The sequence below is a fragment of the Bartonella sp. AU18XJBT genome (assembly GCF_028618595.1).
In the GTDB taxonomy this organism is placed as follows: Bacteria; Pseudomonadota; Alphaproteobacteria; order Rhizobiales; family Rhizobiaceae; genus Bartonella.
Window position 1 is genome coordinate 42137 of the sequence record NZ_JAQITE010000011.1, and the last position, 16484, is coordinate 58620.

15 protein-coding genes and 1 pseudogene are annotated in these 16484 nt (G+C 40.0%); 11 read left to right on the forward strand and 5 right to left on the reverse strand.

What is annotated here, in order from left to right:
• Positions 1-1283 precede the first annotated feature (1283 nt).
• The 4 genes from PVV60_RS04795 (at position 1284) to yacG (ending at position 3280) form a co-directional block, all read left to right on the forward strand.
• The gene (locus PVV60_RS04795) at positions 1284-1406 is read left to right on the forward strand and encodes a hypothetical protein (protein ID WP_273723517.1); all 123 of its coding nucleotides are present in this window, start codon (positions 1284-1286) and stop codon (positions 1404-1406) included.
• A 437-nt stretch (positions 1407-1843) separates the two neighbouring features.
• Positions 1844-2062: a translation initiation factor IF-1 gene (gene infA / locus PVV60_RS04800; protein ID WP_004857577.1), complete on the forward strand. Its 219-nt coding sequence runs from the start codon at positions 1844-1846 to the stop codon at positions 2060-2062.
• A gap of 219 nt (positions 2063-2281) precedes the next feature.
• Positions 2282-2974 (forward strand): Maf family nucleotide pyrophosphatase, encoded by a 693-nt coding sequence (locus PVV60_RS04805; protein ID WP_273723519.1) that lies wholly within the window; start codon positions 2282-2284, stop codon positions 2972-2974.
• A 21-nt stretch (positions 2975-2995) separates the two neighbouring features.
• Positions 2996-3280 carry a DNA gyrase inhibitor YacG gene (gene yacG / locus PVV60_RS04810; RefSeq protein ID WP_273723520.1) on the forward strand — a complete coding sequence of 95 codons (285 nt, stop codon included), beginning with the start codon at positions 2996-2998 and terminating at the stop codon, positions 3278-3280.
• 140 nt (positions 3281-3420) lie between these two features.
• Here the strand turns inward: yacG and PVV60_RS04815 are convergent, their stop codons facing one another.
• Positions 3421-3687: a hypothetical protein gene (locus PVV60_RS04815; RefSeq protein WP_273723521.1), complete on the reverse strand. Its 267-nt coding sequence runs from the start codon at positions 3685-3687 to the stop codon at positions 3421-3423.
• Between the two features lie 252 nt (positions 3688-3939).
• On the opposite strand from PVV60_RS04815, the gene PVV60_RS04820 reads away from it, so the two are divergent.
• Positions 3940-5148: an MFS transporter gene (locus PVV60_RS04820; protein ID WP_273723530.1), complete on the forward strand. Its 1209-nt coding sequence runs from the start codon at positions 3940-3942 to the stop codon at positions 5146-5148.
• A 428-nt stretch (positions 5149-5576) separates the two neighbouring features.
• Here PVV60_RS04820 and PVV60_RS04825 read toward each other — a convergent pair whose 3' ends face one another.
• From PVV60_RS04825 to PVV60_RS04840, 4 genes and pseudogenes are all read right to left on the reverse strand, one after another.
• A complete protein-coding gene (locus PVV60_RS04825) occupies positions 5577-5966 on the reverse strand; it encodes a helix-turn-helix transcriptional regulator (protein WP_273723532.1) in 390 nt (129 codons plus the stop codon).
• Between the two features lie 441 nt (positions 5967-6407).
• Positions 6408-6778: pseudogene (locus PVV60_RS04830) on the reverse strand (helix-turn-helix domain-containing protein).
• A gap of 340 nt (positions 6779-7118) precedes the next feature.
• Positions 7119-7490, reverse strand: coding sequence for a helix-turn-helix transcriptional regulator (locus PVV60_RS04835; RefSeq protein ID WP_273723534.1), 372 nt, complete (start codon positions 7488-7490; stop codon positions 7119-7121).
• A gap of 381 nt (positions 7491-7871) precedes the next feature.
• Complete coding sequence (locus PVV60_RS04840; protein ID WP_273723536.1) at positions 7872-8243, reverse strand: helix-turn-helix transcriptional regulator; 372 nt, start codon at positions 8241-8243, stop codon at positions 7872-7874.
• A gap of 738 nt (positions 8244-8981) precedes the next feature.
• On the opposite strand from PVV60_RS04840, the gene PVV60_RS04845 reads away from it, so the two are divergent.
• The 6 genes from PVV60_RS04845 to PVV60_RS04870 all read left to right on the forward strand — a co-directional run bounded on the left by PVV60_RS04845 (position 8982) and on the right by PVV60_RS04870 (position 16209).
• On the forward strand, positions 8982-9218 hold the full coding sequence (locus PVV60_RS04845) for a hypothetical protein (RefSeq protein ID WP_273723522.1): 237 nt from the start codon (positions 8982-8984) through the stop codon (positions 9216-9218).
• A 235-nt stretch (positions 9219-9453) separates the two neighbouring features.
• Positions 9454-9621 carry a hypothetical protein gene (locus tag PVV60_RS04850; protein WP_273723524.1) on the forward strand — a complete coding sequence of 56 codons (168 nt, stop codon included), beginning with the start codon at positions 9454-9456 and terminating at the stop codon, positions 9619-9621.
• A gap of 1601 nt (positions 9622-11222) precedes the next feature.
• Positions 11223-11462 carry a hypothetical protein gene (locus PVV60_RS04855; RefSeq protein ID WP_273723525.1) on the forward strand — a complete coding sequence of 80 codons (240 nt, stop codon included), beginning with the start codon at positions 11223-11225 and terminating at the stop codon, positions 11460-11462.
• 199 nt (positions 11463-11661) lie between these two features.
• Positions 11662-14241 (forward strand): ATP-dependent chaperone ClpB, encoded by a 2580-nt coding sequence (clpB, locus tag PVV60_RS04860; RefSeq protein WP_273723526.1) that lies wholly within the window; start codon positions 11662-11664, stop codon positions 14239-14241.
• Between the two features lie 856 nt (positions 14242-15097).
• Positions 15098-15550, forward strand: a complete 453-nt coding sequence (locus tag PVV60_RS04865; protein WP_273723528.1) for a hypothetical protein — start codon at positions 15098-15100, stop codon at positions 15548-15550.
• The gene (locus tag PVV60_RS04870; protein ID WP_273723529.1) at positions 15535-16209 is read left to right on the forward strand and encodes a hypothetical protein; all 675 of its coding nucleotides are present in this window, start codon (positions 15535-15537) and stop codon (positions 16207-16209) included. Before PVV60_RS04865 ends, PVV60_RS04870 begins: the two co-directional genes overlap by 16 nt.
• Positions 16210-16484 lie beyond the last annotated feature (275 nt).

The window sequence follows — 16484 nt, forward strand, 5'->3', positions numbered from 1 at the left end:
GTCGGAGGCGTTTGTAGAATAGCCCCAGATTGTTGAGCTGCGTGGGTTAAGAAACCTCGTTTTTTATGGGGCATTAACTATAAAAATTTTTTATTCTTGATTTTTCTTAACGTTGTATTAAATAAGTCTTTGTATTCATTTTGGTGCTTCTAAAGCGTCTTGACTGCTTCGAGAGGGATTAATATAAAATTTTGAAAATTATCTAAATAATTTTCTACAAAGGTTTGTTTGTTAGAAGCAAACCTTTTTTTTTATCTAATTTTTAGATAATTTCTTTCAGTGTGAAGCCTTTTTTAAAAAAAGGTAAGTGTTTTGATGCGACCCTCTTTTTTGTTAGTATATTGATTTATAATGATAAAACATCTTTTTAAACATGAATCACAACGCTGAATATAATAAAAATTTCTCATCATCAGTTCTCTCATATTGAATTATTAAAATTACTTACTTGCACATCATGAGCTGGAGGACCATGTGGGGCAAAACTGTATAAGAAAGGCATGCCTTTAATGAATTATCTCTCGAATAGAAGGTTGTCCGCAACATTGGGAGTGGGCAGAGTTTTTGTGATGGTGCCGGTGTGTTCCTTCATAAACGTAAAGGGAGGCTGAATGGATATTATACCCTTCATGGCGGCTATTCCTTTACGGATAGTGTTCTCGAAATGGGTGTGATGAGCGTTGTGAGAGCTGTCTTTAAAACAAGCGTGTAAATATGTAACGCAAGTATATTCCTTTTGGCGCGTTTTGTATTACGAAAAAATACTGACTTATAAGGATGAGTTATCATTGTAGATAGTGAAAGAGAAAAACGAAAAGGTTTTCTCATTTCAAATTTTCTTATAGTCAATTAATTAAATGTACTCTTGTCCGTTACAAGAAAGCACTGGATTTGGGGCAAGATTCTTTTAAAAGTCGTAAAATGCTTCTTATGAACTTTTTTGATCGCTAGCATTTGTCGAAAAAATTTATGCTGGTCAATGCAATAATAGGGGGGGTATATCTATGATTTAGGTGAAAATAGGGGAATTTAAATGAAAATAAGGGGCAAGATTTTAATGACAGTTGTTGAAAACGTTATTGTGTAATGCATTTTTTACAGATTTTCTGCTTTCTGTAAATATGTAAAAGCGTGAAAACGTATATTCGTGAAAAAGGAAAAGGGTTTATGTCGTTAGGGGCGTTGTGGTTCATGAGACGGAATGTATAGGGATCGCGTTTTCAAGGTGAAGAGTAATATAAATGGAAGGAGTGGCTTAGAGGAAATGTGTGGAGAGAGGAAAAATGGGGCAGGTTGTATGGGAAATGCATAGAGGTGGCGTGTGGGGTGGTGAAGGATGTCGTGGATGGCCGCGTGAAGAATGGAGGATGTTTTTGAAAAAAGGAGGGGGCTTGTGGGGTGGGTGAGGTGTTTGCATTTATCTAAATGGCGTATGTTTAAGGTGTGGAGCGTATGTTTAGGATGTGGAAGGCGGAAGGTGAGGGAAAGTTGGATGGATGATGATTGTTTGTAAGTCGTGGAGAGGGATCCGTCAGAGGCGTTGGGAAAAACGCTTGAGGGCGAGAAAATTGAGCGCAATTTCTTGTCACTCTGAAACCAAGATCATCATAAAAATTGGAGAAAATTAGCGGGTAAAAGAGAAAATGGGCGGGTAAAATTTGAAGAGAGAAAGTTTTCAGTCTCAATGGGTGGGTGATGTTTTTTGAGAACATGAGAGAGTAAACTTTAAAAACCTTTCCCTTTTTGTGGAATTTTTATTCACAAACTTAAGAAAATAAGGTATGAACGCTGGAAATAACGCACAGCTTAACAAAAATGTGCACTTTAAAGGAAATGTTTGTTTATGTCAAAAGAAGAAGTTTTAGAATTTTCTGGTATCGTTACTGAACTCTTACCGAACGCAATGTTTCGTGTAAAATTAGAAAATGATCATGAAATTATTGCGCATACCGCTGGTAGAATGCGGAAAAATCGTATTCGGGTGTTGGCAGGTGATAAAATCATGGTGGAAATGACACCTTATGATTTGACAAAAGGGCGCATTACATATCGCTATAAGTAGCCTAAGGGGGTGGCTTGCACTTTTTTCTAAAAGCATCATATTATTTCTGTTATTTTTTAATAGTTCTTTAGCTTGCTTTTCATGAGTGAAAAAAGTGAGTGTTTGGGTGGCTTTGAAAAACTGTAAAATCAATGCGGAAAAAATAAAGGAGATTAATGGCGTTTAAAAAGGGGGCGCTTAAAGGGGGGCGAGAGGGAAGTCGATTGTGAAGGGGTGGAAATGAAAAATATAAGAGAGTGGGGGGAAAAACGTTTGGCAGATGCTCTTACAGAAGAAATTCATTTGGTGCTTGCTTCCGCTTCGCCAAGGCGTTTGGCGCTCTTGGCACAAATAGGGATTGATCCGCAGCAGGTTTGTGCAAGCGATATTGATGAAACGCCAAAATTAAAAGAACATCCTGCAAATCTTGCCAAACGTTTGGCAAAAGAAAAAGCGCTGAAAGCCCAAGAAATTTTGCGCTGGTACAATCAGAATGGTCAAGAAGAATTACCTCAACAGAAAATCATTATCTTGGCTGCTGATACGGTGGTGGCTGTGGGGCGCACCATTCTTCCCAAACCAGAGGGTGAAGACGAGGCTTATGAATGTTTACGATACCTTTCTGGGCGGGCGCATAAGGTTTATGGCGCCGTTTGTGCGCTCAATGAACGTGGAAAAATAACCGTAAAATTGGTTGAAAGTCGTGTCCGTTTTAGACGCTTAACCCCTGCCGTGATGAAGGCTTACCTTGCTTCTGGTGAATGGGAAGGGAAAGCAGGTGGCTACGCTATTCAGGGAAAAGCCGGTGCTTTCGTCGTCCATATGACTGGTTCTTATTCTAATGTTGTGGGTTTGCCTTTGGCTGAAACAGCAGATCTCTTGACTGCTTATCACTATCCACTTTTCACGCACTGGGCTGAAGAAACGCATTAGAAAAACTTTAAGGCAAGATTAATGCAAGGTGAAAAGCAACAAAAAGAGAAAAGCCAAAATGAAAAAAAAGGAACAGAAGAAAAATTAATGAAGGAGCAGATGACAAAGGGGCGCCAAGAAAAAAAAGAGCCAAATTTTCAAAAAGAGACTCGTCCTCCGCATCCTTGTCCTATTTGTGGTCAAATGTCACAAAAGTCTTCTTATCCTTTTTGTTCCACACGATGCCGAGCCATTGATCTTAATCGTTGGCTTTCAGGCGCTTATATTTTACCACCCCCACCACAAGTAAGTGATGAAGAAGAATAAAGGGAGCAGTTCTTCTTGAAAAGAGAACGCTAAAGCGTTTTTTGTGTGGGAGCTTAAGGGGGGGCGCGTGGGATTAACGTAAATGGATTCAAGGGTTGGATTATTAGCGGCTTGGTTAAAGGATATGAGGGAAGAATTGATCATCCGATCAATATTGCTAAAGTATTGCTAAGGGAAAAGAAGGGGGGCGTGTTTTGGTGCAAATAGACGGGGCAACAAACAATCGCTTGTTGGTGCTTTGTTGCAGAAAGGTCGATAATGCTTTGAGGGTGTGAGGGAAGATTGATTATCTCATCAGTCTTGCTAACACAGAAAAGTGATGAAGAAGAATAAAGAGTTCTCTTTAGGAGAGAACGCTCAAGTGTTTTTTGTGTGGGAGCTGAAGGGGAGGCGCGTGGGATTAACATAAATGGATTCCAAGGGCTGGATTATTAGCGGCTTGGTTAGAGGATATGAGGCAAGAATCGATCATCTCCTCAATATTGCTAAGGAAAAAGAGGTGCGCTTGTTTTGGTGCAAATAGGCGGGGCAACAAACAATCGCTTGCTGGTGCTTTGTTGCAGAAAGGTCGATAATGCTTTGAGGGTGTGAGGCAAGAATTGATCATCTCATTAGTCTTGCTAAAGTATTTCTAAGGGAAAAGAGGGGGGCGTGTTTTGGTGCAAATAGACGGGGCAATAAAAAATCGCTTGTTGGTGCTTTTGCTGGGTAATGGCATGGTGTCATTTGGGGGCTGGATTGATTATATCGTGATTTTAACCGTATCTGTGTTCATCTGGAAAGCTAATCAATATGATGTCGCTTTTATTGGAGCGGCAACATTATTACCTGGTATCATTTTGTCTAAGCCAATTGGAATGTTGGTAGGTAGCCGTTATATGATACATTGGTTGCGTGCATCGTTGTTGTTACGGGCGTTATGCACTGTTGCTTTATTGATGGTGACGAGTCTGCAAGGATTTATTATACTGGCAGTTGTTCGAGCGACATTCAATAGTGTTGCTATGCCTGCAATTTCCGTTCTCAGTGCAAATTCTGTGCCTAAAAACGGACGGACTCGTTACTATTCTGTGCTTAATATGATCAATAGCATGGCGAAGATGATAGGACCTGCTTTGGGGAGTACGCTTTCTGTGTTTTTGTCAGATACATATACTTTATTGTTTTCTGGATTTCTGACATTGCTAGGCTTTATCGTGTTTTGTTGTCTTGGTGCACAACTTGTCTCGTCGCGAAGAATAAAAAAAGCGAATACCACGCAAGCACAGCAGAGGCTTTATGGGACAACTTGGTATGCCTATGTGGCGGTAATGTTTGTGTATTTTGCCATGGTCTTTATGGTGAATAATCAGTTGCCCGTTATTCTTAGTGCAATGAAAATGAATAAACAAGCTCTTGGGATGCTGGTATCGGCTTCGGCAATCGGTAATTTTCTCTATGGGTTTTGGAGTGTGAAACAATCAAAGCATAAACCCCTTACAGGAAAAATATCGGAATTGTTAATGCCTGCAATGTCGACAATGGTTTGTTTTGTCTTGATCTCTGTGTGCTTTTTTTACTTGGATTTACTCCGTATTGAGACTTTATTGTTCTGTTTTTTCCTTATTGGAATGGTGAGTGCTTACTTTTCCATATCTTCTAATGTTTATCTGGTCACCAATTTCAATGAACAGATTGGGTTGGCTTCTGGATGGGTTCAGTCTATACAAAATTTAGCTATGTTGGTGGCTCCCTTTGTTGGAGCGTTTGTTTTAGGTCACACTTCGGCTGGGCAGTTGTTCCTTTTTTCTGGATTGAGTGGATTATTCTGTTTATTGGGTATCAGGATATTTGTGAACCGTTCTTTGTCCATTATTCATTCTCAATGATTGGCTCATCAACGAAACATGTGTTTTAAATCATTTTTCTGAGATTCAGGGGGCGTGGAGATAATCCAGCATCGGGCGCTTTTTCAACGTTATAAGCTCAATCTTTTGATTTTTACTTAACCGCTCATATGTTTGTTCTGTCTAGTCTTTGCCTTCTCGATACTGTTCCATTGTCTCGTAAACGCAATCGGGGGCATGGTTTTGAGTAACGATGTCATTTTTGTTTAACTCCGCTTTGCTACGAATAGTCACACTTTAAACCCCAGCTGCTGATCCTCAAGCAGCTTGACTTAAAGTGATAAAGGAAACAGAAAACGAACTATCGCGTGAATTATCCTATCATGCTGTAAAACATCACTCTTTGGGGGGGGATATCAGGTATGGGAAATTTTACGCAGGGGGGGATATATTGATCGTTGCGTTTTTGCTTAATCAGAAATTAACCATAAGATTGCTTTTTGTTTTTTCGGCTGGAGGTCTCTAAAATTTTTTAAAAGGGTGTGTTCTTTTTCGCTGTAGGTTTCTTGATCGTGGTGTGAGTGATTGTCTTTTGTTGAGATATCTTCTTTTGTAGCAATGTCTGCTTTTGTAGCAATGTCTGCATAAAAAAAGCTCATGGGAACATCTAGTTTTTGAGAGATTTTTAGCAAACACCCTGCACTTACACGATTAAAGCCTTTTTCGTATTTCTGGATTTGTTGAAAACTGACACCTAAATGGCTTCCTAATGCTTTTTGGGAAAGTCCTATTGAAATGCGTCTGTGACGGATTCTTTTGCCTATCAGAATGTCGATAAAATTTGGATTTTTGGTTTGCACTTCAAGCCCCCCTCCGGTTGCGAGCGCCCTCGCATTGGTATTCCGGGAGTTAAAAACACTGACTTGACTCAGCTTTTTGCTTTTAGTGCTAAAGCACCTGGACATAGCAAAATCTCCCGGAATCCCGGGATACCCGCAAAGCGGGATAAATTTATGTGTCAAGTCTTCGGGTTTTTAATCCCTATTGATCGTTGCGTAGACGACCAAAATTACACTTTAAGTGATAAAGTAATTTCAGAAGATTAGCAAGAAAAATCAAAAATTTCGATTCTATTGTGCCGTAAAACATTGCTTTTTGAGGGGGCGTGGTGTGCTAGAATATTTGAGGGCAGGGCTTGAGTTATTGAGCCTGATGAAGTGCTGTTGTTTGAGGGGAAGCTGGTTTGAATTTTACTTAAGGGGGGGATATGAATGGAATAACGTTGATCGTTGCGCTTTTGCTTAATCAGAAATTAACCACAAGATTGCTTTTTGTTTTTTCGATTTGAGTTCTCTAAAGTTTTTTAAAAGGGTGTGTTCTTTTTCGCTGTATGTTTCTTGATCATGGTGTGAGTGATTGTCTTTTGTTGAGATATCTTCTTTTGTAGCAATGTCTGCATAAAAAAAGTTCATGGGAACATCTAGTTTTTGGGCGATTTTTAGCAAACACCCTGCGCTTACACGATTAAAGCCTTTTTCGTATTTCTGGATTTGTTGGAAACTGACGCCTAAATGGCTTCCTAATTCTTTTTGGGAAAGCCCTATTGCAATGCGTCTGTGACGGATTCTTTTGCCTATCAAAATGTCGAAAAATGTGGATTTTTAGTTGGCACTTCAAGCCTCCCTCCGGTTGCGAGCGCCCTCGCATTGGTATTCCGGGAGCCTGAAAGCACTGACCTCGAATCAGCATTTTGCTTTTAGTGCTCATCGCACCTGGACATAGCAAAATCTCCCGGAATCCCGGGACACCCACAAAAGTGGGTTCATTCTTATGTATCGAGGTTTCGGGCTTTCAGTTCCCTATTGATCGTCGCGTATACGACCAAACTCACCCTTTAAGTAATAAAGTAGTTTCAGAAAATTGGCAAGAAAAATCAAAATAATCTCAAAGACTATAAAATTGGGTACTTTTTAAAAAAGTGCGAAATATGGATTATAAATCGCGTTTTTTGCTTAATCAGAAATTAACCATAAGATTGCTTTTTGTTTTTTCGGCTGGAGGTCTCTAAAATTTTTCAAAAGGGTGTGTTCTTTTTCGCTGTAGGTTTCTTGATCGTGGTGTGAGTGATTGTCTTTTGTTGAGATATCTTCTTTTGTAGCAATGTCTGCATAAAAAAAGCTCATGGGAACATCTAGTTTTTGAGCGATTTTTAGCAAACACCCTGCGCTTACACGATTAAAGCCTTTTTCGTATTTCTGGATTTGTTGAAAACTGACACCTAAATGGCTTCCTAATGCTTTTTGGGAAAGTCCTATTGAAATGCGTCTGTGACGGATTCTTTTGCCTATCAAAATGTCGATAAAATTTGGATTTTTAGTTGGCACTTCAAGCCCCCCCTCCGGTTGCGAGCGCCCTCGCATTGGTATTCCGGGAGTAACAAGTACTGAGTCCGAGTCAGCATTTTGCTTTTAGTGCTGGTAAGCACTTGGACATAACAAAATCTCCCGGAATCCCGGGATACCCACAAAAGTGGGCTCAATTGTACGCTCGGACTTAGGGCTTGTCTTCCCTCTTGATCGCTGCGTAGACGATCAAAATTACACTTTAAGTGATAAAGGAATTTCAGAAAATTGGCAAGAAAAATCAAAAATTTTCTATTCTATTATGCTGTAGAACATTGCTCTTTGAAGGGGTGTGGAGTGCTGGTTTGAATTTTACTTAAGGGGGGGATATGAATGGAATAACGTTGATCGTTGCGCTTTTGCTTAATCAGAAATTAACCACAAGATTGCTTTTTGTTTTTTCGATTTGAGTTCTCTAAAGTTTTTTAAAAGGGTGTGTTCTTTTTCGCTGTATGTTTCTTGATCATGGTGTGAGTGATTGTCTTTTGTTGAGATATCTTCTTTTGTAGCAATGTCTGCATAAAAAAAGTTCATGGGAACATCTAGTTTTTGGGCGATTTTTAGCAAACACCCTGCGCTTACACGATTGAAGCCTTTTTCGTATTTCTGGATTTGTTGAAAACTGACACCTAAATGGCTTCCTAATGCTTTTTGGGAAAGTCCTATTGCAATGCGTCTGTGACGGATTCTTTTGCCTATCAAAATGTCGATAAAATTTGGATTTTTGGTTTGCACTTCAAGCCCCCCCTCCGGTTGCGAGCGCCCTCGCATTGGTATTCCGGGAGTTAAAGGTACTGAACCCTAGTCAGCTTTTTGCTTTTAGTGCTGGTAAGCACTTGGACATAGCAAAATCTCCCGGAATCTCAAGATATCCGTAAAGCGGGTTTATTTTTACGCTAGAGCTTAGGGCTTGTCTTCCCTATTGGTCGCTGCGTAGACGACCATGATTATACTTTAAGTGATAAAGTAATTTCAGGAGATTGGCAAATAAAAATAGTTTTTATTTATAAACTTTATTTTTTAATGAGAGGCTTTCCGCCTCTCAAACTCTCCGGAACGCTCACCAAAATCATGAGATCAGACCCGCGTTTAATGAGAGAGACAAAACAAGCCTTGGTTCTTAGTGTCAAGGAGACCCTTACGGGCGCCTAACGGCGTCCTTGACAAAAAGAACCTAACGGCTTGTTTTGTCTCTCTCACGCGGCTCCGAAATCATGATTAGAAGGGAAGCTTATAGGGGGGGGATATCAGGCATATCAATTTATCAAGGTGTTTTTTGTGAGAGTATGTGATGAATATTTAGGCTGGATTTCCTTGTCTGGTCTGGTGAAACAGTCTCGTTTGAGGGGGGGACCTGAAGAGCGTGGGGGTGTTGGGTAAGAAGCTGGGTTGTTGAGTATTGTTTTCAGAGCAGCGCGGGGTGGGGTGGAAGTTTCATTTGGCTTCTTTCTGTGAATGTGTAAAAGCGTGAAAATGTGGATCTGTAAAAGTGAAGTGGAAGTTCAAGGTCGTGGAGGATTTATGCGTTGTGTAGGCTTGGGGGGTTGTTGGGCTTTTGGCATGGCATGGAATGTAGTGAGATGGATTGGGGAAGTTGTTTTCGTGAATGGAGGGGTGCGTGGAATGGAGGGTGAAGAGAATGCGTATGGACAAGGGGAGGGGGTGGATAAGAGAAGAGTGTGTCTAAGAGGTGGTGGTGCGAAGGGATGAAGGATGGCGGTTTAAGGAGGCAGGGTTTGGTTTGTTGAGCCTGATGAAGTGCTGTCGTTTGAGGGGGATGTCTGAAGACTGTAAGGTACTGGGAAAAAAGCTTTGTTCGTTTGCAGCCCCTTGTTTGCAGAGCAGTGTGGAGTGGTGATGTGGAAGTTTTATTTGGCTTCTTTCTGTGAATGTGTAAAAGCGTAAAAATGTGAATCTGTAAAAGCAAAACGGGGATTTGTGCTTTATGTATAGTCAAGATGATTTTAAATTTAAAGTACCAGGTTGTTCAGCTGGTAAAGCAGAATTTCCTCGTTTAGACAAAAAGACTAATACTGTACAAACAGTTCTATATTTTGATGATAAAAAAGTTCTATTTGTCATAGCAAGAACAGCTATTCGAGATTTTTTTTGATATTGTCTCTAAATTTGAAATCCCCAGTCAAAATATGGGTCTAATTTTATCAGTAAAATTAACTAAATCTAGTAACAATAATAGAGCTTACTATGTAATAAAATACACGGTATTGCTAATGAGATTTGACTTTAAAATAAGAATGTAAGTTCAATTTTCTAATCCAGAAACAAAAAACTTATGAGTTTAAAGATATGGAAATTTTAAACAGATGTTTTAATGGTGAAAAATTTATTAATTTATTACAAGAAAAAATAGATGATACAGTTATACTTGTCACATTATTATAAAATAAGCCCTCTGCGGGAACAGAGGGCTTCAATAGTGGAAAAAATTCTCAACATTGGGGAAACAATGTCAAAAAAACTGATATGCAAAACTTAAAACCACATATAAATTATGCATGTTCATATCTTAGTAATTCATTAGGTATAAGGGCGATGGAGGAAATCGCACCTTCGGAAACCGTCACTACTAAGAATGTGTGTGAAGCTAGCAGAGAATTAAAAAAATGGCAAGCAGAAAAAAAAGTTTAAACAAAAAAAGAAAACTTTGCTGTTCGTGCCCATAAATATAATGAATTAATTTCAAATAGTGCTTTTCATTTTAAAGCGTATCCAGAAACTGAAAATCAGTTAATTCACTACAATAAATATAATAACTAAATTAAAAAGAAATATTGTTAAAGATAGAAGTTCTAAAAGACTGATTAAAAAAAATAATTTCTCAAAAGCTAAAGATGATAACATAAAAGATATGGTTAAAAGACATTTTATTAAAAAAAGGATACTTTAAAAAAATACGATACTTTACCAAGCCCTGTAATGAACAATTTATCGGAAATTACAAAAGCAACTTTTTTAACACCTACTTTAGAATTAAATGATGATGAGATATTAAGAAATGCATATAAAGGTGGGCTTTGTTTTTTTAATCAAGAAATGGGGACATATATATAATGGAATTGAAGTGTATGATGTTAACAGTATGTACTCAGCTGTGATGCCAAAATTGTTACCTAGATGCCAAAATTGTTATCTATAAGTAATTCTATCTACAAAAAAGACGAAATATTCACAAATTCATATTGTGCGTGTTTTTTGTCACGTTGGGCTTTTTTCATGGTATGGAATGTGGTGAGACGGATTAGGGAAGTGTTTTCGTGAATGGAGGGGGACGTTGGGAGTAAAAGGGGTGTTAAGTTGTAAGTGTGTGACGGGGAGAGAGGGGGGCGTGGAGGTTGGAGAGAATGCTTATGGACAAGGGGGGAGGGGGTGGATAAGAGAAGAGTGTGTCTAAGAGGCGGTGGTGCGAAGAGATGCGTGAAGAATGTCTGGTTTAAGGAGGGTGGGCTTATCTGTCTGGTCTGGTGAAACCGGCTCGTTTGAGGAGTGGGTGATAACTATACGAAGTAATCAGTTGGGGCTTTTTAGAAACGCTTCATAGAGTGGTCATGTAAGAGGCTGGATTGTTTTTACAGACCCATGTTTATAGAGCAGCGGGGGGGCTTTCATTTGGCTTATTCTGTGAATGTGTAAAAGCGTAAAAATGTGAATCTGTAAAAGTGAAGTGGAAGTTCAAGGTCGTGGAGGATTTATGCGTTGTGTAGGCTTGGGGGCTTGTTGGGCTTTTGTCATGGTATGGAATGTGGTGAGAAGGGGTGGGGGAAGAGTTTTCGTGAATGGAGGGGGACGTTGGGAGTAAAAGGGGTGTTAAGTTGTAAGTGTGTGACGGGGAGAGAGGGGGGCGTGGAATGGAGGGTGAAGAGAATGCGTATGGACAAGGGGAGGGGGTGGATAAGAGTGGGGTGGGGGTATGGGGGAGTTGCAGTTTTTATTTAAATAATGACAGTGTGTCTTTCTTTCCCTCTTGCTATGGGGCTTGTGAAAACCCATATTCTTTTTAGCACTACGGTTCTTCTTCATGTGGCATCATTTGCGGTGTTTTGTGGGGGGTGGTTGGTCCTTTGAAGATGTCTCTTTTTTTGGAATGTTGGGGGAATTTAAAGTGCGGTGGTGGCTTGAGATTTAAGGAAAAAAAATGAATTTGGAAAAATATAGCGAACGGTTGCAAGGTTTTTTACAATCAGCACAAAGTGGTGCCCTCTCTTCTGATCATCAGCAGTTCTTGCCGGAGCATCTGTTGAAAGTGTTGTTAGACGATTCTCAAGGGTTGGCAGCATCACTGATCCAAAAAGCGGGAGGTGATCTTACGCTTATTCGAAAGGCGCTTAACGAAGCTCTTGAGGCTTTGCCTAAAGTGCAAGGGGGCAATGGGCAGCTCTATCTGTCTCAGCCATTGGCAAAAGTCTTTAATATGGCGGAAGATCTGGCGAAAAAAGCTGGTGATCAATTTGTGACTGTGGAGCGTGTGTTGCAAGCACTGATCATGGAAAAGACCGCAAAAACCGCTGATATTCTTACAAGCGGAGGGTTGACAGCGCAGGCGCTTAATCAGACTATTAATGATTTGCGGAAGGGAAAAACAGCAACAAGCCCCCATGCCGAAAGCCAATATGATGCTTTACAAAAATATGCTTGTGATTTGACAAAAGATGCCCGTGAGGGAAAACTTGACCCTGTTATTGGGCGGGAAGAGGAAATCCGCCGCACTATTCAGGTGCTTTCACGGCGTACCAAAAATAATCCTGTGCTGATCGGTGAACCAGGGGTGGGGAAAACAGCTATCGTGGAAGGGTTGGCATTGCGCATTGTTAATGGTGATGTGCCTGAAACTTTGCGTGATAAACAGCTTCATGCGCTGGATATGGGAGCGCTTATCGCGGGTGCAAAGTATCGTGGGGAATTCGAAGAGCGTCTTAAAGCGGTGCTGGCAGAGGTGCAAGCTGAAAATGGTCAGATCATTTTGTTTATCGATGAATTGCATAATCTCGTGGGGGCTGGAAAATCCGATGGGCCTATGGATGCTTCTAACTTGTTAAAACCAGCACTTGCACGTGGAGAGCTCCATTGTGTGGGCGCTACGACTTTGGATGAATATCGAAAATATGTTGAAAAAGATGCTGCTCTTGCACGCCGTTTCCAGCCTGTCTTTGTGCCAGAACCCTCTTTAGAGGATACTATCTCTATTTTGCGCGGTATTAAAGAAAAATATGAACAACATCACAAAGTGCGCTTGGCAGATAGTGCTTTGATTGCGGCGGCGCGTTTGTCTAACCGCTATATTACGGATCGCTTCTTGCCGGATAAAGCTATTGATCTTATTGATGAAGCAGCGGCGCGGTTGCGGATGCAGGTTGATTCAAAGCCGGAAGAACTCGATGCTGTTGATCGGCGTATTTTACAGTTGAAGATTGAACGCGAAGCTTTGAAAACAGATGTCGAGCCAACAGCAAAAGAACGTTTGAAAAATGTGCAGGAAGAACTGAAAACATTGGAGCAACAGTCCGCTGAGATGACAACGGCTTGGCAGGCTGAAAAGCAGAAATTAGGGCATGCTGCCGATTTGAAAAAACAACTCGAAGAAGCACGTAATGCTTTGGCTATTGCACAGCGTGATGGACAATTCCAACGCGCTGGAGAGCTAGCTTATAGTGTTATCCCTGAACTCGAAAAGCAATTGAGCATCGCTGAAAATGATGATCAACAAAATCATCTCGTTGAAGAAACGGTCACTGCTGAACATGTGGCACGGATTGTTTCACGCTGGACCGGTATTCCTGTTGATCGAATGCTGGAGGCAGATCGGGAGTCTCTGTTGCGTATGGAAGATGAAATTAGCAAACGTGTGATTGGGCAGGGGGAAGCTGTTCAAGCTGTTTCTCGCGCTGTACGCCGTGCGCGCGCTGGGTTGCAAGATCCCAATCGTCCGCTTGGCTCTTTCATGTTTTTGGGTCCTACTGGTGTGGGGAAAACCGAATTAACTAAAGCTCTTGCGGCTTTCCTTTTCCAAGACTCCAATGCTATGTTGCGCATCGATATGTCTGAATATATGGAAAAACATGCTGGGGCGCGGCTGATTGGGGCGCCGCCTGGATATGTTGGATATGAAGAAGGCGGCGTGCTGACGGAGGCTGTACGAAGAAGACCTTACCAGGTCATTCTGTTCGACGAAATTGAAAAAGCTCATCCTGATATTTTTAATCTCTTGTTGCAAGTGCTTGATGAGGGACGTTTGACCGATAGTCAAGGACGTACTGTTGATTTTCGCAATACCTTGCTGATTATGACTTCTAATCTTGGTGCTGAATTTTTAACCGCTTTGCCTGAAGGGCAAACCGTTGACCAAGCAAAAAATGATGTCATGAATGTCGTGAAAGCGGCTTTTCGTCCTGAATTTTTAAACCGTATTGATGAGATTATTCTCTTTCAAAGGCTGCAACGTCACGATATGGAAGCGATCGTCGATATCCAGATAGAACATTTGCAAAATTTGCTCAATGAACGCAAAATAACTTTGCAAATTGAGCCAGAGGTGAGAAAATTTCTTGCCGATAAGGGCTATGATCCTCTCTATGGTGCACGTCCGCTTAAACGGATTATCCAAAAAGAAATTCAAGATCCACTGGCGGAAAATATCTTATTTGGAAAAGTTCACGATGAAACAACGGTGAAAATTACAAAACAAGGAGATCGGTTGGAATTTTTGCCTGAAGATTAAGTGTGGAGAAATTCACGCTATAAAGGGCGGTGATAATCCTATTATGCGATAAAACACCGCTCTTTGAGGCGTGCTGATTTAGAAAAATTCACGATGAGGCAGCGGTGTTTTATTGCAAAGCAAAGGGAGTGGTCGGTGTTTTTGCATGTTAAATGAGCGTTCTCGAATATCGTAGGATTCTTTTACTTCTGATTGTCGTGAAAACTATTTTCTTGCAATGTAATGAGTGAAGTCACAAGCGGGATTGCTTTATTTCTTTATTGCTTTGTGCGTAAAAGCGTTAAAGAGAAATGCCGTTTATTCGCCGTAAAACATTGCTCTTTGAGGGGGCTGATCTGTGGCATGGGGAATTTTAGACGAAGATATTTTGACGATGGATTGGAATTTTGCTGTTTAAGCAAAGGGTGGGGGATGCGTAAAATGCACGGCTCTCTCATTTTTTCGGTGATGTGCGTGTTTCTGCTTTAAAATTTTGCTAAAAGCTTTTTTAAACTGTTTGATTGATTGCAACTCTATGTTGGTGGCGAGTAGATAATGGAGCATGATTATCTGCACAATCAAGTTTGCTCCTTTGCTGTTTTTAATCAAGATAAAGACTTTAAAAACAAGAGCTCTAACCTGTTTTTTGTTAAAATTTCGCTATTCGTGTTATAAAGCCAAGTTTAAGTGGAGGTGTATATTAAAAATATCACTATATCTTAATTTAGTCTATTTTTACCAATAAGCTAAAATGCGGTAAATATTAAGGTAAGTAAGAGAAACAGATAATGAACTTTTTTCAAGAATTTTAATAAAAACTGTATTGGAATTTATTGATAAAAAGGATCATTTGAAATTTAAGCGGGGGTATAATCTCATGAAATTAGCCACAAACAAGGAAATAATTAACAGCTGGTTCGCAAAGGACGTTAAGAGTTACAATCGGCATATTCCAGAAAGCTTAAAGGATTTCTATGAGGATAGGAAAGATTCGTTAATAAGTGATGATAATCTTCAACAGGAAATTTTGGAGTCTTTAATACGGGATATGTCGTTAACACCGGATGATTCCAATCCATTAAAGATGTTTCTTGAACAAGGCATTTCTTTTAGTGAGGAGCAAGAGAGGAGAGTTTTTGATACTATTAGAGGTGAGCATTCGATACCTGTTAAAAGTGGAGAAAGCGTTGATCAATTTAAAGTGAATGATCCAAAAATTGAAGCATCATCTATACCGGACAAACGAGAAAATACCCATAAATTTACGATGACGTGTGATCGAAGAGAGCGTGCTTTTAGAGAAGAGTATGGGCTGTGGACAATCTTTTAGAAGAGATCAGATCGTCTGTCCGAGAGCAGGATAATAGTGAGAGCTACAATTGGTTAGAAAAGCTTATTGATAGTGCATTAAACAATGAAGTTGCACCGTTACAAGAAACGCAAGAAATCTACATTCCAGACATTCGTGATTATTGTTTAGATGAAAAATCATATGAGCTCGCTATAAAAATCATTCGAGGAGCAGTCAACTGTCTTGGGATTCCCTCACGTTTGTACAATGCTTGTTTTTTGCGTGATCGTATGTTCATTTTTGGCATAGATGCTCAATTTGGCATAAATGATCAAGTTCTTAACGAAGTCATGAATATATCGACAGTTGATGACGCTAAAAATAACCTTTTAAAAGTGAAAGATTTTGGTGAGAAAAATAGCGATGTTATTGGTCTTGCCATGTCAAAAAAAGCGATATCTATCCATGACTTAAAAATAACAAGGTATAGCGAGTTTGATTCAAGCAATTTGCGCACGAATATCTTTTTTCATATTTGGCAATCGTCATTATTTCGTCCGTTTGAAACAATGATTGTTTTTAAAGCAGGGACTGATGATCAGATTGAAAAAACAATAAAAAGGTATGAAGGCGCCAATGACATGAAGTTAAAAGAAGAAGCAGAGAAAGAAGCTTTAAAAAGAGTGAAAGTGCTATAAAAAGACTAATTGAGGCATTCAAAAGTCATTGGAAAATTATATAAGTGACAACAAAAATGCAGCTGATTATCCTAGTCTGCCGTAAAACATTGCTCTTTGAAGGGGCGTGGTGTGCTAGAATATTTGAGGGCAGGGCTTGAGTTATTGAGCCTGATGAAGTGCTGTTGTTTGAGGGGAAGCTGGTTTGAATTTGACTTAAGGGGGGATATGAATGGAATAACGTTGATCGTTGCGCTGTTGCTTAATCAGAAATTAACCACAAGATTGCTTTTTGT